This window comes from Blastococcus sp. OS1-29, from assembly GCF_057628075.1.
The window spans coordinates 247,221-264,421 of the sequence record NZ_JBXXJK010000004.1 but is presented as its reverse complement, the minus strand read 5'-3'; the positions used below and the strand labels follow the sequence as shown (position 1 = coordinate 264,421).

The window sequence follows — 17,201 nt, the reverse complement described above, 5'->3', positions numbered from 1 at the left end:
GGATCAGGCGCCCCGAGCGGGGGACAGCACAGGGCCCCGGAGCGCTGATGCAGCTCCGGGGCCCTGGTCGTGCGACGTCAGCGGGACGTCAGTTCTTCTTCGCGGGCACCGCGGTCGGGTTGGCCGGCTTGGCCGTGCGGGCGCGGGTCACGCGGGCGGAGGTCGCCTTGGCTGGCGAAGACTTGCGGGCCGGCGCGGTCTTCTTCGCCGGGGTGCCGTTGCTGGCCTTCGGGGTCACCGGCTTGGCGCCGGAACCAGGGGCCTCGACGGCCTTCTCGGCGGTCGCCTTGGTGTTCTTGGCGGCGTCGTCGACCTTGGTCTCTGCCTTCTCGGCGACCTTGGTGGCGCGGGCGGCGGTCTTCTGCGCCACGGAGGTCGCCTCGTCGGAGGCCTTGGCGACCTTGGTCGCGGTCTCCTCGAGAGCCTCGTCGAGGGTGTCCTCGACGGTGTCGACGGCGCGCTCGGCGCGACGCACGACCCGGCGGAAGCCGGGCTGCTTGCGCAGCTCCTCGACGACCTCGGCGCCGTGCACGGCCAGCTTCTCGACGGTCTCGACGGCCTGGGTGCGCGCGGTCTCGAGGAGGCTCTCGACGGTGCTGCGCAGCGCCTCGGGACGGACGGCGACGGCGAGCTGCTGGGCCGTGGCGCGGGCGGTGCCGGCGGCGTCGGTGGCCCGGGTGCGGGCCTCCTTCACCGCGAGGTCGGCCTGGACCTGGGCCTCGCCCGGCAGGGCCTCGGCGCGGGAGCGGAACTGCGCGACGGCGTTCTTCGCGCGCTCCACGGCCAGGTCACCGGCGCCGACGGCGGCCAGGAACGGCGTCTTGGCCTGCTCGGCGAACGTCCGGGTCTGTGCCACGGCGAGCTCGCTGTACTGCTTCACGGTCTGGGTCGGGGTCATGCTGACTCCTTCGGGGGTCGGGGTGCGGGGGGAACGGGCTGCGTGGCGGCCTCGGGAGAGGCCCGATGCTCACGGACATAGGTCTCGTAGAGCTCCAGCAGGACTGCCTTGTGTCGCTCGGACAGGGCGCTGTCCGACCGGATCGCCGCCACGGTGTCCGGGTTCCCGGAACGCCGATCGAGGATGCCGGCCTGCTCGTAGAGCGATTCGGCCGAGATCTTCAGGCCCCGGGCGATCGACGCGAGGATCTCCGCTGACGGCTTGCGGAGGCCCCGCTCCACCTGGGACAGGTACGGGTTGCTGACGCCGGCCGTGCGGGCCAGCTCGCGCAGCGAGACGCGCGCGGCGCTGCGCTGCTCCCGGATGAAGTCCCCCACCTGCGAGCTGACGGCGGCGACGCTCGGGGCCTCGTTGATCGACCCGGCGACCGACTCCGCCACGTTGCTGGCGACCTGCTCCGCCTTCTGACGGACCGTGGTCACCTGCCCGCGGACGAACTCACTCGGTGTCTGCACGTATATGACCGTAGCCGCCGGTGCTAGCTTTTGCAAGCGGAGTTGCTAGCAGCTTGCCGTGAGCCCGCTCACAGCAAATCACTGCAGGTCAGCCGCCCAGATGGGCTGCGGCCCGCACCTCACCGACCACGTCGTCACCACCCGTGACCGGGATGTTCGACCACGGTGCTAGCACGTCGGCCGGCACCCCGAGCCGCAGCAGGGCGGCGCTCAGGACCGGCGTCCTGCCCCGCTCACCGCCGTCGTCCAGCTTCAGGGCGACCGCCCCGCGGCCGGGCACCGCCGCGACGTGCACGCCGTCCGCACCGCCCTTCACCAGCAGACCCGGGACTGCGCGCATCAGGTCGGTGTCCTCGCGACCGGTGCCCGCGACGAACCAGGGCTGCGCCCGCATGGCATCGGCGACCGACCGCTCCCGACTGCCCTCCGGCGCCTCCACCAGGGACGACACGCCGCGGGCCAGGCCGGTCAGCGACAGCGCGTGCTGCGGGGCGCCACACCCGTCGACGACGACTGCTGCGACCGGCTCCTCCGCCGCCTCGGCCAGGCGGCCCTCGATCGCCTGCTGCAGCGGGTGCCGGCGGTCGAGGTAGCCCGCGGTGGGCCAACCGGCGGCCACGCAGGCCGACAGCATCGCCGCGTGCTTGCCCGAGCAGTTCATGGCCAGCCGGTCGGCCGTGCGATCGGCCACGATCCAGGCCGCCTTCGTGGCCTCGTGCTGGGGCAGCGCGGGCGGGCAGCCGAGGTCGTCGGCATCGAGGCCGACGGCGCCGAGCATGGCCGCGACGAGCTCGCGGTGCCCGTCCTCCCCGTTGTGCGATCCCGCGCCGATCGCCAGTTCGGCCTGCGACCGCGGCACCCAGCCGGCGGAGAGGAGGGCCGTTGCCTGCACGGGCTTGTTCGACGACCGCGGCAGGACCGGCCGGTCGACCGCTCCGACCGCGAACGTCACCTCGCCGGCGGCGTCCAGGACGACGAGAGACCCGCGGTGCGCGGACTCGAAGAACCCGGAGCGCCAGACCTCGACGAGGACCGGGTTCTCCGGCCAGCCGTTCAGTGGCGACCTTCGTCGGCCAGCAGCGCGGCGACGTCCGCCTCCCCGTCGCGGTACCGGCGGCCGAGCTCGGCGGCGAGACCGTCCATGACCTGCTGCACGCCGCGGCGGCGCTCCGACAGCCCGCTCTCGGCCGCCGACAGCGCACGCGCCGCCTTCTCCAGCTTGGCGTCGGAGAGATCGGCGATGTCGGACATGTCGATCGAGCCGGTCAGCGAATTGACCCAGGACTCGTATTCCTCGGGCGCGTGCGGCTGCACCGTCTGGTGCCGCCCGAGGCCGTGGGCCGGCCCGCGCCCCTTCTCCGACAGGATCTCGGGCAGCAGGTCGACCAGCGACCGCCCGTCGTGCTCGGCGCGGCGCTGCAGCTCGCGCCGGACGATGTCGAGCCGGCCCTGCAGCAGCCGCCGCGTGTAGGAGAGGTTGACCTCCTGCTGCTCGGCCTCGCGGCGCAGCCGGCGGACCTCGCTCATGGGCTGCGTGGTCGCGCCCTCGAGGAACGCCGGGTCGAGCAGCGCGTCGACGGCGGCACCGCCGGCCGGGGCTGGCTTCGGACTCATCGGGTTGCCTCCATCGGCTTGATGCCCAAGAAGCTTCGGGCGTCGTCGGTACTCATCGGCGGACGCTGGGCGATCTTGGCGAGCCCGGCGGCGCGCGCGACCAGCTGGGCGTTGTCGCGCACCGGCTCGCCCGGAGCGTAGGTGAGCGTGTCCTCCATGCCCACCCGGAGGTGACCGCCGGCCGACAGCGCGGCGAGCATCACCGGGATCGACGTCCGGCCCACGCCGGTGGCGGCGAAGGTGGCGCCCTCGGGCAGGAACGGCAGGCAGGCGGTCAGGGCCTGTGCGGTTCCGGGCATCCCCCCGGGCACGCCCATCACCAGGTCGACGTGCACGTGGCCGCCGTGCGGCGGGCCGTACCTGTCCAGCAGCCGCCGGAGCGTGGCCAGCTGGCCGAGGTCGAAGACCTCGTACTCGGGGACGATGCCCCGCTGCTGCATCTGGGTGTGCAGCTCGACGATCAGGTCCCAGGGGTTGCTGAAGACGTCGTTGCCGAAATTGACCGTGCCCAGGGTCAGCGAAGCGGCGTCCGGCTGGGCGTCGAGGACGGCGAGCCGGGCGTCGAACGGGTCGGTGACCGCGCCGCCGCTGGACAGCTGCACGACGAGGTCGGTGTTCTCCCGGACGGCGGCCACCACCTCGCGCACCCGGCCGAGGTCGAGCGTGGGTCGCGTCTCGGTGTCCCGGACGTGCAGGTGGACCACCGACGCACCGACCCGCTCGCAGTCCTTCGCCGTCGCCACCACCTCGTCGACCGTCACGGGCAGCGCCGGGACGTCGGCCTTGGCGGACTCCGCCCCCGTGGGCGCGACCGTGATGAGAGTGCTGGAGGTCACCGGCCGATCGTCGCAGATCGGACCGCCTGCACCCGCGCACGGGCGGCGGCGACGTCGGCGTCGGTGCCGGCCGGCGCGTCGTCCGGGTCGATGGATGCGGTCGACCCGGCGACCGTGAGCTCCGCGTCCATCGCGACCGACTGCTTCACCAGCGCCAGCGCGATGACCCCCAGTTCGTGGTGGCGCACCACGGTGCCGACACGGCCGACCTCGCGGGTCCCCGCGAGAACCGGCGTCCCGGGTTCGGCCAGCACCTCGCTCACGCCGTCCAGGTGCAGCAGGACCAGCCGCCGCGGCGGGCGGCCGAGGTTGTGCACGCGGGCGACGGTCTCCTGGCCGCGGTAGCAGCCCTTGTCGAGGTGGACGGCGGTGCGCAGCCACTGCAGCTCGTTCGGGATGGTGCGGTGGTCGCTGTCCACGCCGAAGCGCGGACGGCGGGCCTCCACCCGCAGCGCCTCGAAGGCCGAGAGCCCGGCGAGCGGCGCGCCGAGCCGGTCCACGACCCCCTCGACGTCGGCGCGCGGGACGACGAGGTCGAACACGAGCGCCCCGCCGTCGCCGATCGGCGGCATCCGCCGGACGAAGCCGCCACCGTCCAGGGCGGCCACGTCGTCCGGCACGGGAAGGGCCGCGGCGGCGAGGACCCCGGGAGCCCTCGGCCCGACGACGCTCAGCACCGCCCACTGGTCGGTCACCAGGGCGGGATCCACCCGGAGCATGAACCGCATCTTCTGCAGGAAGTCGAGCAACGCAGCGCCGGCACCGGGTTCGGTGTCGGCCCAGGTCGTGCCCGCCAGGTCGGCGAGGACGAGGTGGTGTTCGACGTGCCCGTTCGGCGACAGGACGAGCGCCTCGCTGCCGCTCGCGTCGGACAGTCGCTCCAGGTGCTGGCTGGTGAGGCTGTGCAGCCAGGTCAGCCGGTCGGTGCCGGGGATCGTGAGCACGTCGCGGTCGCTGCGGTCGACGACGCCCGCGGTCTCGGCGAGCAGGCGCTGTTCGCGCAGCGGGTCGCCGTAGTGGACCGCGACGACGCCGTCCTCCTGCTGCACGGCGCCCGGCCGGCCCGCCAGGGGTGAGACGTTCATGGATGCTCCGATCCGGCTCGCTCGCGGCATGCGCGGCAGGTTCCCGACAGGGCCACGTGACCCACGTCGACGGTGAAACCCAGATCGCCCGCCAGACGTTCCGCGGCGCTGTCGAGCAGGTCCGACGGCACCGACGTGATCTCGCCACAGGCCTGGCAGACGACGTGCAGATGGGGGTGCTCGGCGGCGTGGTAGACCGGCGCCCCCTTGCCCAGGTGCGTGTGCCAGACCAGACCGAGCCGCTCGAGCAGCTCCAGGTTCCGGTAGACCGTGGAGGCGTCCGGCGCGGCCCCGTCGGGCCCGGCCTGTTCGCGGAGCCGGGCACCGATCGCCTCGGGGGTCGCGTGCTCCAGCGTCATGACCGCGTCCAGCACCTGGGTGCGCTGCGCCGTCATCCGCAGGCCGCGGGCGCGCAGCCGCTCGGCGAGCGGCCTGCTCGCCGCGTCAGCGCCGTGCTCGGTACCCATGTGACGAGACTAGGCCCGCGATCGGGCAGGCTGGACCCGTGGACGACCAGCGACGGGTGGCGGTCTGGCGGAACGGCGCGGCGGTGTCCGTGCCGGCGGACGAGCCGGTGGTGACCGCGTTCGACCAGGGACTGGGCCGCGGCGACGGCGTCTTCGAGTCGGTGGCGGTGTCCGGACGGACGACGCCGCACCTGCCCGCGCACCTGGAACGGCTCGCCCGGTCGGCCGCACTGCTCGAGCTGGCCGACCCCGGCCAGGCCGTGTGGCGCTCGCTCGTCGACACCGTCCTGGCCGACTGGCCGGCCGAGGTCGAGGGCGTGTGCCGGCTGTTCCTCACCCGCGGCCTCGGCGACGGGCTGCCCCCGACCGCCGTCGCCCTGCTGTCCCCGGTGCCCGCGGAGGTGCTCCGCCAGCGCGCGCAGGGGATCTCCGTGATCAGCCTCGGTCTGGGCGTCCCGGTGGGCTTCCGCGCCCAGGCCCCGTGGCTGCTCGGCGGCGCGAAGACCCTGTCCTACGCCGTCAACATGGCCGCCCAGCGGCACGCCCACCACCGCGGTGTCGACGACGTCGTCTTCACCTCCCTGGAGGGCCAGCTCCTGGAGGGTCCCACCTCCACGGTCGTCTGGGCCGGCGGCGGCGCCCTGCGCACGCCCCCGCTGGAGACCGGGATCCTGCCCGGCACCACGGTCGCCCGGCTCTTCGCCCGGGCTGTGGCGGCCGGCTGGCGGACCGAGGTCAGCTGGGGCACGGTCGCGGATCTGCACGCCGCGGACGCCGTCTGGCTCGTCTCGGGCGTGCGCGGTGCCGCGCCGGTGCACACCCTCGACGGGGTCCACCGGGGCGACGCCGGCCTGACCGGACCGATCCGGGAGCTGCTCGCCCGCTAACCTGGTTCCCGGTGCGCCGGGAAGTCTGGTCGGCAGTGTCCTACCCGACCCTGCTTCCTGGAGCCGCCCCGTGACCACCCCCGCCACCCGGCTGTTCTCCCGCGGCTCCCGGCCGGAGACCAGCCGGATCGCGGCGGTCCTGCGCAAGGAGACCGTCGGCGGCGTCCTCCTCCTGCTCGGCACGCTCGTCGCCCTGGTGTGGGCCAACTCCCCCTGGGCCTCGGTCTACGCGGCGGTCCGGGACGCCCGCATCGGCCCGCAGGCGCTGCAGCTGCACCTGTCGCTGGGCAGCTGGGCAGCCGACGGGCTGCTCGCGATCTTCTTCTTCGTCGCCGGGCTGGAGCTCAAGCGCGAGTTCGTCGCCGGCGACCTGCGCGACCCCCGGCGGGCCGCGCTGCCCGTCGCCGCGGCGGTCGGCGGCATGGCCGTGCCCGCGGTCATCTACGTGCTGGTCAACCTCGGCACCGGCGACGGCGCCCTGCGTGGCTGGGCCGTCCCGACCGCGACCGACATCGCGTTCGCCCTCGCCGTCCTCGCGGTGATCAGCACCCACCTGCCGAGCGGCCTGCGCACCTTCCTGCTGACCCTGGCCGTCGTCGACGACCTGCTGGCCATCTCGATCATCGCCGTCTTCTACACCTCGGCCCTGTCGGTCCCGCCGCTGCTGCTGGCTTTGCTGCCGCTGGCGCTGTTCGGGCTCCTGGTCCAGCGGCGGATCCGCTCGTGGTGGCTGCTGCTGCCGCTGGCCCTGCTCACCTGGGGCCTGGTGCACGCCTCGGGGGTCCACGCGACCGTGGCCGGGGTGCTCCTCGCCTTCACCGTGCCGGTGGTGCGGAGCGAGGGCGCCGGGGGTCCGGACGCCGGACCTGGTCTCGCCGAGCACTTCGAGCACCGTTTCCGGCCCCTCTCCGCCGGGGTCGCGGTGCCGGTCTTCGCGTTCTTCGCCGCCGGCGTCACCGTCGGCGGCCTCTCCGGCCTCGCCGACTCGCTCGCCGATCCCGTCGCGCTCGGGATCGTCGTCGCCCTCGTCGTCGGCAAGACGGTCGGCATCACCGCGGCAACCTGGCTGGTCTCGCGGTTCACGCGGGCCGAGCTCGACAGCGACCTCGGCTGGTGGGACGTCGTCGGCCTGGCGCTGCTCGGCGGCATCGGATTCACCGTCTCGCTGCTGATCGGCGAGCTGGCCTTCGGGGCGGGCAGCCTGCGCGACGAGCACGTGAAGGTGGGCGTCCTGGTCGGCACCCTGACCGCGGCGCTGCTGGCCGCGGTGCTGCTCCGGCTTCGCAACCGCCGCTACCGGTCGGCGACGTTCGCCGAGGGCTGAGAATTGCGGTTGCCGGGCCCTCTTTCGCGGTCGTACCTTCGTCGTACACGAGAGAGGAGGTGGTCCGTACTTTGCATAGCTACAGGACTCGTGAGGTGGCTGTCCGCTAGCCGCCGTCCAGATGGGCCGCCCGTTCAGACTCGCGTCTGAGCGACGGCAGATCGCCCGTCCGTCGTACGGCGGCGAGCGAGAACCGGACAGTCACCCGACCCCCGGGCCGCCGACATTTGTCCAGTCGGCCCGCGTGCAGTTGCATTGTGCGAGCGCAGCGCCGCGGAGCAGCCCGGGGGTTGTCCGTTGTCTGGGTAGGTTCGTGTCGTGCAGCTCGGCGGACTCCCGGTCGAGGACGACGTCTCCCGCGGGGTCTGGGTCTCCTCCGGCCGGCGGCGTGGGTCGCCCGGCACCGTCTCCGCCCTCGTCCCCGCGGTCTTCGAGGCCTATGCGCGGGTCCTCCACCCGGCGATCCGCTACGACGGAGACGACGACGTCGAGGTCCCCTGGGCCGACGTCGCCGCGTACAACGGCACCGGCACCCACCCGCAGATGCAGTGGGTCGCCGTGACCCGGGGGCCGGTCGAGAGCCAGCCGCCGCTCTGGGACGACGGCCCCAGCGAGGGACACCTGCCGATCGCGGTCGCCGCACGCCTGATCGAGGCGCTCGGCCGGCACACGACCACGCCCGAGGCGTGCCTGTTCGGCCGCTGGGACGGATTCGGGTACGACCTGGCCGACCCCGACGTCCCGCCGCGGCTGCTGCTGCGCGGCGGCAAGGACGTCGTCCTGGTGCGTGGCGCGCTCGCCGACGCCGTCCGCAACCTCGCTCCCGAACCGCACGAGCAGAGCGCCAACCTGTGGTGGCCGGCCGACCAGGCCTGGTGCGTGGTCACCGACATCGACCTGACCAGCACGTACGTCGGGGGCAGTGTGGCCTGCATCGCCGACCTCGTAGCCAGCGATGGCCTCGAGGCGCTGCCCGTCACCGCCGATCAACCCGCCGCATAGGTGATCATGCGTCGGTGCGCGCACTCGCGGTCCGGGTCCTGGCCCTCGTCTTCGCCCTGAGCTGGCTATTCTTCCCCGGCTTCGGTCTGATCGATCTCGCGGTCTCGTGGGACGCGGACTGGCCCGTGGTGCTGGAGGCCGGCTGGGGCGCGTTCATGACGCTGCTCCTCGGCGGCTCCTTCCTCGCCGTGGCGATCCGGCCGACCCGTGCCGCACCGGCCACGGTCACGCTGGTCACCGCCCTCGCCGCGCTGCTCGTCTCGTCGGTGGCCGGCCTCGAATGGCAGCTGCTGGGCTACGCGGCGCTCCTCTGCGTCGAGAGTGCCGTCGTCCTCCTCGTCCCGGGCCGCGAGCGGGTGCACCCGCTGACGCGGTCGACCTCCGTGCCGCTGCTCGTGCTGGCCGCCGCCGGCGCCGTCCCGCTCCTCGCACACGCCGTGCGCATGTACCGGCTGAACCGGCAGGACGCCGGCGAGGCCATCGGCGAGCTGACGATGGGCGTGGACCACCACGCCGTGCAGGGCGCGCTGGCACTGGTGCTGGCCGCCCTCGCCCTGGTCGCCGCGGTCTGGCCCCGGGGGCGGCGGTACGTCGGGACGTCGGCCGGGCTCTGCGCGGCGTACGGGGGCCTGGTGTCGTTCGCCTTCCCCGGAACCTGGGCAGGAGCCGGCCCGACCTGGTCGGTCCTCTGCCTGCTCTGGGGCGTGGCCCTCGCGGCACTCGCCCTGGTCGCGCCCCGGCCGCTACAGCCGGGCGAGCTCCACGGCGAGGTCGTCGAGGCCGAGCGAGCCCTGTGACAGCGCCGCCATGTGCCAGGCCTTGAGGTCGAAGTCGGCGCCGCGTGCCTGTTTCGCCGCCTCCCTGCCTTCCAGCCAGGCCCGCTCCCCGAGCTTGTAGCTGATCGCCTGCCCGGGGATGCCGAGGTAGCGGACCAGCTCGCTGTCCAGGAACGCGATGTCGGCCCCGGAGTTCTCGCCCAGGAAGGCCCGCGCCAGCTCCGGCGTCCACGGCTCGCCACGGTGGGCCTCGAGAGCGCCCTCGGCGTCGTCCGGGATGGTCAGCCCGAGGTGCATGCCGATGTCGATGACCACCCGCACCGAGCGCAGCTGCTGGGAGTCCAGGTACCCGAGTCGCTCACCGGGGTCGCTGAAGTAGCCGAGCTCGTCCATCAGCCGCTCCGCGTAGAGCGCCCAGCCCTCGACGTTGGCGCCCACCGACCCCAGCGACGTCTGGTAGCTCGACAGGTCCCTCGAGACGTAGGCCCACTGCGCCAGCTGCAGGTGGTGACCGGGGACGCCCTCGTGGTACCAGATCGAGACGAGGTCCCACAGCGGGAAGCGGGTGCGGCCCAGCGTCGGCAGCCAGGTGCGGCCCGGCCGGGAGAAGTCCTGCGCGGGACGGGTGTAGTACGGCGCGGCCGCGCTGCCGGGCGGCGCGATCATGGCCTCGACCCGGCGCACCGGCTCGGCGAGGTCGAAGTGCGTCCCGTCCATGGCGGCGATCGCGTCGTCCATCATCTGCTGGAGCCGCGCGCGGATCTCCTCCACGCCCTCCACCGCCGGCCCGTTGGTGGCCAGCCAGCGCATGGCCTCCATGGGAGTCGCACCGGGCAGCACCTTCTCCGCCTCGATGCGCTGCTCGGTGAGGATCCGCCGGTGCTCGGACCAGCCCCAGGCGTAGGCCTCCTCGAGCCCCTGCCCCGCGCCCAGGTCCGAGCCCGTCCACCGTCGCGCCGCGGTGGCGTAGCGCTCGCGGCCGACGGCGTCCGGCGTCCCCTCGGTCTGCGGCGCGTACTCGTCGCGCAGGAAGTCGCGCATGTCGGCCACGGCCTGGTCGGCGGCGTGCGCGGCCTTGACCAGCTCGGCGCGCAGCGACTCCGGTCCGGTCGCGACGAAGCCGGCGAAGTAGGGCCCGGCCAGCCACTCGTCGAGCTGCCCGACGACGGTGCGCACCTGACGCCCGGCGACCAGCAGTCCCTGCCGGGCGCCCTCCTCCAGGCTCTCGCGGAAGCTCCGGTACGCCTCGGGCACCCGCGCCATGCGCCGGGCGATCACCGCCCAGTCGTCCTCGGTGACCGCCGGCATGAGGCTGAAGACCTGCCGGACCGCGTGCACCGGGCTGAACAGGTTGGACAGCGCCCGCAGGCCCTCCCCCTGCTCGTGCGCCGCGAGCTCGGCGCCCAGCCGCTCGCGCAGCAGCCGGGCGCAGCTGCGCTCGATCGGGTCGTCGGCCAGCGCCGGGTTCTCCGCCAGCACGCGGTCGAGCTCGGCGAGGGTCGCCCGGTTCAGCGCCGCCTCGGCCTCGAGTCCCCCCGGGCCGGCGTCGGGCAGCCGGTCGTCGCCGGGCCGGGTGCCCAGCGACGTGGCGACCAGCGGGTTCAGGTCGCACACGGCGTCGACGTAGCGGTCGGCGACCTGCCGGGGGGTGCTGGGAGAAGTCATCGGATCCGTTCGAGTCGGGCGGACATCAGTGGCCGCAGTGGTCCGTCGGGTCCCGCCCGGTCGATGGCGTACATCAGCGCGCCGTCGACGATGCCGTAGAGGCGTACGGCCCGGCTGACGTCCGGGGCGTCGGGGGTGCGGGCGAGGACGTCGGTGGACAGCTCCCAGCTGGTCGTCGTCCGGGCGGAGCCGACGTAGAGCTCGACCAGGCCGTCGGGGCTGGTGACCAGCAGCTCGACGTCGTCCGCGCCACGGGGCCGCCAGAAACCGGACTCCCGGGCGTCGGCAGCGGCGATGGCCCCGTCGTCGGTCAGCCGCCAGGTGCGGGACTCGTAGGCGAGGAAGCCGCGGCCGTCGTGGCTGAACCGGATCCACTGGCCGAACCGGACGTCGGCCTCCGAGCCCGCCGCCCCGCCGCTGCGCACACCCTCCCCGTGCCACTCGCCCAGCAGCGGCAGGACCGAGAGGAGCTCCTCGGAGACCTCGGGACCGCTGCGGACGTCGGCGGTGTCGGGCACCGGGAGCTCGGTGGGGCCGCTCATCGGCGGGCCCCCTTCGGGCTGCGGGCCAGGCGGAGGGCGCCGTAGGCGAAGGCGAGCGCCGCCGACGACGCCAGGGTGACCAGTGCCCATGCGGAGACCATGGCCTCCACCGTATGCGGACTGCGGCCGCCCGGTTCAGCCGGTCACGAGCGAGACCGCCGCGATCGCGGCCACCACCTCGTTCCAGGGGGTGGGCCGCAGGCCGAAGGTCTCCGTGGTGGCGGTCGCGTCGATGACGTACGCCTGGTCGAACTGGTGCCGGACGGCGACGACCTCGCGCAGGAACGGGACGACGACACCGGCCGTCCGCAGCATCGGCCACGGGATGCTGCTCACCGGCACCGACGGCACCCCGAGGACAGCGGCCAGGTCGCCGATGGCCTGCCGCTGCGACCGTGGCGGGGCGCTCGGCACGTGCCAGGCGCGTCCGAGCGCGCGCTCGTCGGTGCCGAGCGTCGCGAGGGTGGCGGCCACGTCGGGCAGGTACGCCCAGGTGCGCGGGGCATCCGGATCGCCGACGACGTACGCGCGGCGGCCGGCGCGGATCGCGGGCAGCTGACGGGCCAGGTGCGAGTGGTCGCCGTCCACCTGCGGACCGACGAAGTCCGCGGCCCGCGCCTCGGTGACCTGCACGCGGCCGGCCTCGTGCGCGGCGAGCGCGTCGGCCCACATCCGGGCGCGCACCCGGCCCTTGACGTCGGTGGCCGCCATCGGCGACTGCGGCGTCATCGGCCCGGAGGGACGCCCGTACCCGTACAGGTTCGACATGGTCACGAGGACGGCGCCGCTGCGCTCGGCCGCGGTCAGCAGCGCGGCAGCCACCGGCGGCCAGTCGGTCGCCCACCGGGTGTAGGCGGGGTTCACGGCGTTGTAGAGGGCGGCCGCGCCGTGTGCCGCGCCGGCCACGGCGGCGGCGTCGGTGGCGTCCACCTGCCGGTGCTCGACCGCGTCGGTCGAGACGCCGCCGCTGCGCGACAGCACGCGCACCTCGTGGCCTCGCGCGACCAGTTCCTCGGCCGTGGTCAGGCCGACCGGCCCCTTGCCGACGATCACGTGCAGTGCCATGGAAGGCTCCTTCGCTCCGTTGCGAGAGCGGTGCTCTCGCTTACGGGGAAGACGCTGACACTTCCGCACCAGGGTGTCAAGAGCGGCGCTCTCTTTTGTGCTCACTGCTCTCTATATGGCACCATCGTGCCCATGCCGTCCGCCCGCGAACGCGTCCGCGCCGAGCTCACCGCAGAGATCACCGACGCCGCCCGCCGGCAGCTCGCCGAGGTCGGTGCGGCGGCGCTGTCGCTGCGCGCGGTCGCCCGCGAGGTGGGCATGGTGTCGTCGGCGGTCTACCGGTACTTCCCCAGCCGCGACGAGCTGCTGACCCGGCTGATCATCGACGGCTACGACGACCTCGGCGCCGCGGCCGAGGCGGCCGACGTCCCGTCCGCGCCGCCGGTGGAGCGCTGGCTCGGGGTCTGCCGCGCCGTCCGCGCCTGGGCGCTGGCCCACCCGCACGAGTACGCACTGCTCTACGGCTCGCCGGTGCCGGGCTACCGGGCGCCGAAGGACACGGTGCCCGCGGCGTCCCGTGTCGGCGTCGTCCTCGGCACCATCCTGGGCGACGCGGCGCGGGCCGGCCTGCTGCCCGACGGCTCCGGCGAGCGCGACCCCGGGGTGGTCAGCGACGGGGCGGCCGCCGTCCTCGGTGGCGAGCACCCGGCGCTCGACGAGACGGTGCGCGTGCGGGCGCTGCTCGCCTGGAGCGCCCTGTTCGGGACGATCAGCTTCGAGCTGTTCGGCCACTTCGTCGGGTCGGTGGAGGACGCCGACCGCTACTTCGACCGCGCCGCCACCGACCTCGCCCACCTGATCGGTTTCTGAGATGCCGTTCACCGGCAGCCATCCCGCGGCCGGCCTGCCGTTCCTGCGCACGCCGCTGCCCGCGTCCGCGCTCGTGATCGGCAGCATGGCTCCCGACTTCCCGTACTACGTGCCGTTCCAGCCGGCGCTGTACACGCACACCGCGCCCGCCGTCCTCACCACCGACCTGCTGCTGGGCGCCCTGGTCTGGGTTCTCTGGCACGGCGTGCTCGCGACCCCCGCCATCGCAGCGGCACCGCCCGCTCTCCGCGGTCGGCTGGCCGGGATCCCGCTCGGCCTGCGCCCCAGGCTGAGCGGCGTCCGCGCGGTCCTGCTCACCGCCGTCGGCCTCGCGCTCGGCTCCGCCACGCACGTGCTGTGGGACGAGTTCACCCACCCCCGGCGCTGGGGCACCCGGCACGTCCACGCGCTCGCGGAGAACTGGGGACTGCTCCCGGGCTACCGCTGGCTGCAGTACGCCAGCGGCCTGGTGGGCGGGCTCGTCCTCGTCGTCTGGCTCCTCCGCTGGTGGCGGCGGACGCCGCCGTCGCGCGCCGACACCGGAACCCGGGCGCCGCGCTGGCCCTGGGCGGTCGTGGCCGGCACCGGCGTCCTCGCGGGTGTCCCGGGGGCGCTCACCGCACCGAGCCTCGGGGCCGCCGGCTTCACGGGGGCAACCTGGGCCGGCGGGGCGGCGCTCGCCACCGGCGTCCTGCTCGCGGCCGGCTGGCACGTCGCCCGGTCCCCGGAGCCCTGACGCCCCCGCAACGGAGAAGGACCTGCCCGATGGTCCGGACAGGTCCTTCTCCACGCTCCGGGGAGCGGTGCTATTCGATGACGATCGTCGTCTCGTTCAGGCCGACCTCGGCCGGGACGAGCCGCTCACCCTTGCCCACGCGGGCCAGCGAACGGACCTTCCACTTGCCGGGAGCGGCGAAGAACCGGAACTCGCCCTCGGGACTGGTCACCACCTCGGCGGTGAACTCGTCGGTCTCGTCCAGCAGCCGGACGTAGGCACCGGCGACGGGGGCGCCGTCGTGCCAGACCTGGCCCTGGATGACCGTCTGCGTGCTCAGGTCGATGCCGGCCAGGGCACCACCCTGCTTGGGGGCTCCGCACATGGTCAGCTCACTTCTCGATCGGGACGCCGACGAGCGAGCCGTACTCGACCCAGCTGCCGTCGTAGTTCTTGACGTCGGACTTGCCCAGCAGCTCGCGCAGCACGAACCAGGTGTGGCTCGAGCGCTCGCCGATGCGGCAGTAGGCGATCGTCGCCTTGCTCTCGTCGAAGCCCTGCTCGGCGTAGAGCGCCGCGAGCTGCTCGTCGGTCTTGAAGGTGCCGTCCTCGTTGGCCGCCTTGCTCCACGGGATGTTCTTGGCGGTCGGGACGTGGCCGCCCTTCTGCGCCATCTCCTGCGGCAGGTGGGCGGGGGCGAGGATCTTGCCGGAGAACTCGTCGGGCGAGCGGACGTCGATCAGGTTCTTCGAGCCGATCGAGGCGACGACCTCGTCGCGGAAGGCGCGGATCGACAGGTCGGGGTCCTTCGCCCGGTACTGGGTGGCCGGGCGCTCCACCGGGTCCTTCGACAGCGGACGGCCGTCGAGCTCCCACTTCTTGCGGCCGCCGTCGATCAGCTTGACGCTCTCGTGGCCGTACAGCTTGAAGTACCAGTACGCGTAGGCGGCGAACCAGTTGTTGTTGCCGCCGTAGAGGATCACGGTGTCGTCGTTGCTGATGCCCTTGGCCGACAGGAGCGCCTCGAAGGCCTCCTTGTCGACGAAGTCGCGGCGCACCGGGTCCTGCAGGTCCTGCTTCCAGTCCAGCTTGACGGCACCCTCGAGGTGGCCGCCGTCGTAGGCGCTGGTGTCCTCGTCGACCTCGACGAAGACGAGCCCGGGCGTGCCCAGGTTCTCCTCCGCCCAGTCGGCGGTGACGAGCACGTCGTTTCTGCTCATGGTTGGTTCCTCCGTTTGGTGGTTCAGGCGCGGGCCGGCAGGACCCGCCGGGCGATCAGGTAGAGCTCGCAGCCCAGGCAGAAGCCCGTGACCGCGTTGAGCAGGGCCGCCACGAGCGCGAGCCCGGTGGCGACGGCGCCGAGCACCGGGAAACCCAGCAGGTAGCCCGCCGCGCCCACGACGGCGAACAGCAGGCCGACGAGCTGGGCGAAGCGGGGCGGCGCCTCCGGCTCGCGCTCGCGCACCGGGCCGAGCCGGGGCGCGACCACGGCGCGGAAGAAGGCGCCGTACGGCGCGTACCGGAGGCCGGCGAACGCCCCCACGGCGAAGACGACCGCCTGGACGGCGACGAGCACGCCGCTGCCGAGGAGGAGCGCGACGGCCAGCACGACGGCCGTGACGGACGCGGCGAACCGCGGCCCACGCACGTCGATCTCACGGGACAGGGCAGGACTCATGGCTGCAGGGGGCTCTCCGGACGGCGGTCAGGGCGCGTCTGGGCGAGGAAGGGCTCGCCCTCAGGGAGCCGGACAGAGGCAGCTGTCGACGCGGCACAGATCGACTGTGCGTCGCGACGTCAGCAGGGTGCCCACGCGGCGAGGGTAGCCGATCACGAGGGGACGCCTGCATGCGCGTCCACCAGGGCGGTCAGCTCGTCGGGCCGCGGAGCGCCGCTGCTCCGGCCGATCAGCTGCCCCTCGCGGTCGAGGTAGAACAGCGTCGGCGTCCGGCGGACGTCGAGTTCGCGGACCTCGTCGAGGTGGCTCTCGGCGTCGACGTGGACGTAGGCCAGCCGCGGACGGGCGGCCCGCAGGTGCTCGAGCCGGGCCTTCGTCGTCCGGCAGGGCGCGCAGAACGCCGTCGAGAACTGGACGACGGTCAGATCGGCGACGGCCGGATCGACGCCCAGGCGCGTGAACACCGGCAGGTGGGCGGGCGCGGCGGCCGGCGTCCGCACCGCGCCGTCGCGCGTGCGGACCCACCACGCGACGACGACCGTCACCGCGAGCGCGGCGAGCACCACGACCACTCCGACTCCACTCATCCCTGGCACCAACCCGGCCGGTTCGGTCGGCTATTCCCGCCGGCTCAGCCGCCGAGGACCGCGTCGCTCGCCGCCACCGTGATGTCGACGCCGTGCGCGGCGGGGCGGACGCCGGTCAGCTTCAGCCCGAACGGCAGGGCCGGCAGGTCGTAGCGCAGGTCGAGCAGGTCGCTCGCCCGGCTGACCAGGAAGCCGGGCAGGTCGACCCCGGCGCCTGCCGCCTTGGACACGTCGATCACCAGCTGGTTGCCGTCGAGGCCGACCGTTCCGGCGGCGGTCAACGGGATCGTCTGCCCGACCAGCTCGACGGTCTTGGTGATCCGCAGGCCCTTGCCCTCGGGGCGCAGCGTCGTGTCGCCGCCGAGCTTGGCCGACAGCAGCGCGTAGGACAGCGTCGCCGTCCCGTCGATCCGGTCGACCGGCACCCGGTCCACCGAGCCGGACACGACCTTCGAGAGCGGAACGTGCACGCCGTGCAGGACGACGTGCGCCTCGGTCCCCGCCGGCTGACCCAGCTGCTCGGCCGTGAGCGAGATGCGGACGTCGTCGTAGGTGCCGGCGAAGGCCTGGGTGAGGAACGGGAACCCGGCGATGTCGACGGTGGGCGTCCCGTGCAGCCCGCCCTTCTCCGCCAGCTGGGTGGCGACCTTGTCCTCCGCGATGCCCACGGCGAACCGGTCGGCGGCGACGGCCAGCCCCAGCAGCAGGAGGACGACGACCAGCAGCGCCCGCACG

21 protein-coding genes are annotated in these 17,201 nt (G+C 73.9%); 6 read left to right on the top strand and 15 right to left on the bottom strand.

The window, feature by feature from the left end:
* Nucleotides 1-88: 88 nt before the first annotated feature.
* From AC2H4J_RS12300 to AC2H4J_RS12270, 7 genes are all read right to left on the bottom strand, one after another.
* Nucleotides 89-898: a hypothetical protein gene (locus AC2H4J_RS12300; protein ID WP_487465163.1), complete on the bottom strand. Its 810-nt coding sequence runs from the start codon at nucleotides 896-898 to the stop codon at nucleotides 89-91.
* Complete coding sequence (locus tag AC2H4J_RS12295) at nucleotides 895-1,413, bottom strand: helix-turn-helix domain-containing protein (protein WP_487465162.1); 519 nt, start codon at nucleotides 1,411-1,413, stop codon at nucleotides 895-897. Before AC2H4J_RS12295 ends, AC2H4J_RS12300 begins: the two co-directional genes overlap by 4 nt.
* 88 nt (nucleotides 1,414-1,501) lie before the next feature.
* Nucleotides 1,502-2,470, bottom strand: a complete 969-nt coding sequence (locus AC2H4J_RS12290) for an asparaginase (protein WP_487465394.1) — start codon at nucleotides 2,468-2,470, stop codon at nucleotides 1,502-1,504.
* A complete protein-coding gene (locus AC2H4J_RS12285; RefSeq protein ID WP_487465161.1) occupies nucleotides 2,467-3,027 on the bottom strand; it encodes an RsiG family protein in 561 nt (186 codons plus the stop codon). The genes AC2H4J_RS12290 and AC2H4J_RS12285 overlap by 4 nt, the downstream gene beginning before the upstream one ends.
* Nucleotides 3,024-3,863: a beta-keto acid cleavage family enzyme gene (locus tag AC2H4J_RS12280; protein WP_487465160.1), complete on the bottom strand. Its 840-nt coding sequence runs from the start codon at nucleotides 3,861-3,863 to the stop codon at nucleotides 3,024-3,026. Before AC2H4J_RS12280 ends, AC2H4J_RS12285 begins: the two co-directional genes overlap by 4 nt.
* Nucleotides 3,860-4,948 (bottom strand): CAF17-like 4Fe-4S cluster assembly/insertion protein YgfZ, encoded by a 1,089-nt coding sequence (ygfZ, locus tag AC2H4J_RS12275; protein WP_487465159.1) that lies wholly within the window; start codon nucleotides 4,946-4,948, stop codon nucleotides 3,860-3,862. Before ygfZ ends, AC2H4J_RS12280 begins: the two co-directional genes overlap by 4 nt.
* A complete protein-coding gene (locus AC2H4J_RS12270) occupies nucleotides 4,945-5,415 on the bottom strand; it encodes a Fur family transcriptional regulator (RefSeq protein WP_487465158.1) in 471 nt (156 codons plus the stop codon). Before AC2H4J_RS12270 ends, ygfZ begins: the two co-directional genes overlap by 4 nt.
* A gap of 38 nt (nucleotides 5,416-5,453) precedes the next feature.
* Between AC2H4J_RS12270 and AC2H4J_RS12265 the strand changes: the two genes are divergently transcribed.
* From AC2H4J_RS12265 to AC2H4J_RS12250, 4 genes are all read left to right on the top strand, one after another.
* Nucleotides 5,454-6,302 carry an aminotransferase class IV gene (locus AC2H4J_RS12265; protein ID WP_487465157.1) on the top strand — a complete coding sequence of 283 codons (849 nt, stop codon included), beginning with the start codon at nucleotides 5,454-5,456 and terminating at the stop codon, nucleotides 6,300-6,302.
* Between the two features lie 70 nt (nucleotides 6,303-6,372).
* Entirely contained in the window at nucleotides 6,373-7,626 is a 1,254-nt protein-coding gene (gene nhaA, locus AC2H4J_RS12260) for a Na+/H+ antiporter NhaA (protein ID WP_487465156.1), read from the top strand.
* Nucleotides 7,627-7,944: 318 nt separating this feature from the next.
* Nucleotides 7,945-8,628 carry a hypothetical protein gene (locus AC2H4J_RS12255; RefSeq protein ID WP_487465155.1) on the top strand — a complete coding sequence of 228 codons (684 nt, stop codon included), beginning with the start codon at nucleotides 7,945-7,947 and terminating at the stop codon, nucleotides 8,626-8,628.
* 14 nt (nucleotides 8,629-8,642) lie between these two features.
* Complete coding sequence (locus AC2H4J_RS12250; RefSeq protein WP_487465154.1) at nucleotides 8,643-9,425, top strand: hypothetical protein; 783 nt, start codon at nucleotides 8,643-8,645, stop codon at nucleotides 9,423-9,425.
* On the opposite strand, the gene AC2H4J_RS12245 is transcribed toward AC2H4J_RS12250, so the two are convergent.
* From AC2H4J_RS12245 to AC2H4J_RS12235, 3 genes are all read right to left on the bottom strand, one after another.
* Nucleotides 9,372-11,069 (bottom strand): DUF885 domain-containing protein, encoded by a 1,698-nt coding sequence (locus AC2H4J_RS12245; protein WP_487465153.1) that lies wholly within the window; start codon nucleotides 11,067-11,069, stop codon nucleotides 9,372-9,374. The two genes, AC2H4J_RS12250 and AC2H4J_RS12245, sit on opposite strands and share 54 nt — an antisense overlap.
* Nucleotides 11,066-11,611, bottom strand: a complete 546-nt coding sequence (locus AC2H4J_RS12240; protein ID WP_487465152.1) for a heme-binding beta-barrel domain-containing protein — start codon at nucleotides 11,609-11,611, stop codon at nucleotides 11,066-11,068. Before AC2H4J_RS12240 ends, AC2H4J_RS12245 begins: the two co-directional genes overlap by 4 nt.
* 135 nt (nucleotides 11,612-11,746) lie before the next feature.
* Nucleotides 11,747-12,676: an NAD-dependent epimerase/dehydratase family protein gene (locus tag AC2H4J_RS12235; protein ID WP_487465151.1), complete on the bottom strand. Its 930-nt coding sequence runs from the start codon at nucleotides 12,674-12,676 to the stop codon at nucleotides 11,747-11,749.
* Between the two features lie 132 nt (nucleotides 12,677-12,808).
* Here AC2H4J_RS12235 and AC2H4J_RS12230 point away from each other — a divergent pair, with 132 nt between their 5' ends.
* Both AC2H4J_RS12230 and AC2H4J_RS12225 read left to right on the top strand, forming a co-directional pair.
* Complete coding sequence (locus tag AC2H4J_RS12230; protein ID WP_487465150.1) at nucleotides 12,809-13,486, top strand: TetR/AcrR family transcriptional regulator; 678 nt, start codon at nucleotides 12,809-12,811, stop codon at nucleotides 13,484-13,486.
* A gap of 1 nt (nucleotide 13,487) precedes the next feature.
* On the top strand, nucleotides 13,488-14,222 hold the full coding sequence (locus AC2H4J_RS12225) for a DUF4184 family protein (protein ID WP_487465149.1): 735 nt from the start codon (nucleotides 13,488-13,490) through the stop codon (nucleotides 14,220-14,222).
* 70 nt (nucleotides 14,223-14,292) lie between these two features.
* On the opposite strand, the gene AC2H4J_RS12220 is transcribed toward AC2H4J_RS12225, so the two are convergent.
* The 5 genes from AC2H4J_RS12220 to AC2H4J_RS12200 form a co-directional block, all read right to left on the bottom strand.
* The gene (locus AC2H4J_RS12220) at nucleotides 14,293-14,586 is read right to left on the bottom strand and encodes a DUF1416 domain-containing protein (RefSeq protein WP_487465148.1); all 294 of its coding nucleotides are present in this window, start codon (nucleotides 14,584-14,586) and stop codon (nucleotides 14,293-14,295) included.
* A 7-nt stretch (nucleotides 14,587-14,593) separates the two neighbouring features.
* A complete protein-coding gene (locus AC2H4J_RS12215; RefSeq protein WP_487465147.1) occupies nucleotides 14,594-15,421 on the bottom strand; it encodes a sulfurtransferase in 828 nt (275 codons plus the stop codon).
* A gap of 23 nt (nucleotides 15,422-15,444) precedes the next feature.
* On the bottom strand, nucleotides 15,445-15,879 hold the full coding sequence (locus tag AC2H4J_RS12210; RefSeq protein WP_487465146.1) for a DUF4395 domain-containing protein: 435 nt from the start codon (nucleotides 15,877-15,879) through the stop codon (nucleotides 15,445-15,447).
* Between the two features lie 152 nt (nucleotides 15,880-16,031).
* Nucleotides 16,032-16,466: a thioredoxin family protein gene (locus AC2H4J_RS12205; RefSeq protein ID WP_487465145.1), complete on the bottom strand. Its 435-nt coding sequence runs from the start codon at nucleotides 16,464-16,466 to the stop codon at nucleotides 16,032-16,034.
* Nucleotides 16,467-16,510: 44 nt separating this feature from the next.
* Nucleotides 16,511-17,200 (bottom strand): LmeA family phospholipid-binding protein, encoded by a 690-nt coding sequence (locus tag AC2H4J_RS12200; protein ID WP_487465144.1) that lies wholly within the window; start codon nucleotides 17,198-17,200, stop codon nucleotides 16,511-16,513.
* Nucleotide 17,201 lies beyond the last annotated feature (1 nt).

Coding starts and splice junctions, on each gene's coding strand:
- AC2H4J_RS12300 (WP_487465163.1), bottom strand. CDS start 898: ATGACCCCGACCCAGACCGTGAAGCAGTACAGCGAGCTCGCCGTGGCA.
- AC2H4J_RS12285 (WP_487465161.1), bottom strand. CDS start 3,027: ATGAGTCCGAAGCCAGCCCCGGCCGGCGGTGCCGCCGTCGACGCGCTG.
- ygfZ (WP_487465159.1), bottom strand. CDS start 4,948: ATGAACGTCTCACCCCTGGCGGGCCGGCCGGGCGCCGTGCAGCAGGAG.
- AC2H4J_RS12270 (WP_487465158.1), bottom strand. CDS start 5,415: ATGGGTACCGAGCACGGCGCTGACGCGGCGAGCAGGCCGCTCGCCGAG.
- AC2H4J_RS12245 (WP_487465153.1), bottom strand. CDS start 11,069: ATGACTTCTCCCAGCACCCCCCGGCAGGTCGCCGACCGCTACGTCGAC.
- AC2H4J_RS12240 (WP_487465152.1), bottom strand. CDS start 11,611: ATGAGCGGCCCCACCGAGCTCCCGGTGCCCGACACCGCCGACGTCCGC.
- AC2H4J_RS12235 (WP_487465151.1), bottom strand. CDS start 12,676: ATGGCACTGCACGTGATCGTCGGCAAGGGGCCGGTCGGCCTGACCACG.
- AC2H4J_RS12230 (WP_487465150.1), top strand. CDS start 12,809: ATGCCGTCCGCCCGCGAACGCGTCCGCGCCGAGCTCACCGCAGAGATC.
- AC2H4J_RS12225 (WP_487465149.1), top strand. CDS start 13,488: ATGCCGTTCACCGGCAGCCATCCCGCGGCCGGCCTGCCGTTCCTGCGC.
- AC2H4J_RS12220 (WP_487465148.1), bottom strand. CDS start 14,586: ATGTGCGGAGCCCCCAAGCAGGGTGGTGCCCTGGCCGGCATCGACCTG.
- AC2H4J_RS12215 (WP_487465147.1), bottom strand. CDS start 15,421: ATGAGCAGAAACGACGTGCTCGTCACCGCCGACTGGGCGGAGGAGAAC.
- AC2H4J_RS12210 (WP_487465146.1), bottom strand. CDS start 15,879: ATGAGTCCTGCCCTGTCCCGTGAGATCGACGTGCGTGGGCCGCGGTTC.
- AC2H4J_RS12205 (WP_487465145.1), bottom strand. CDS start 16,466: ATGAGTGGAGTCGGAGTGGTCGTGGTGCTCGCCGCGCTCGCGGTGACG.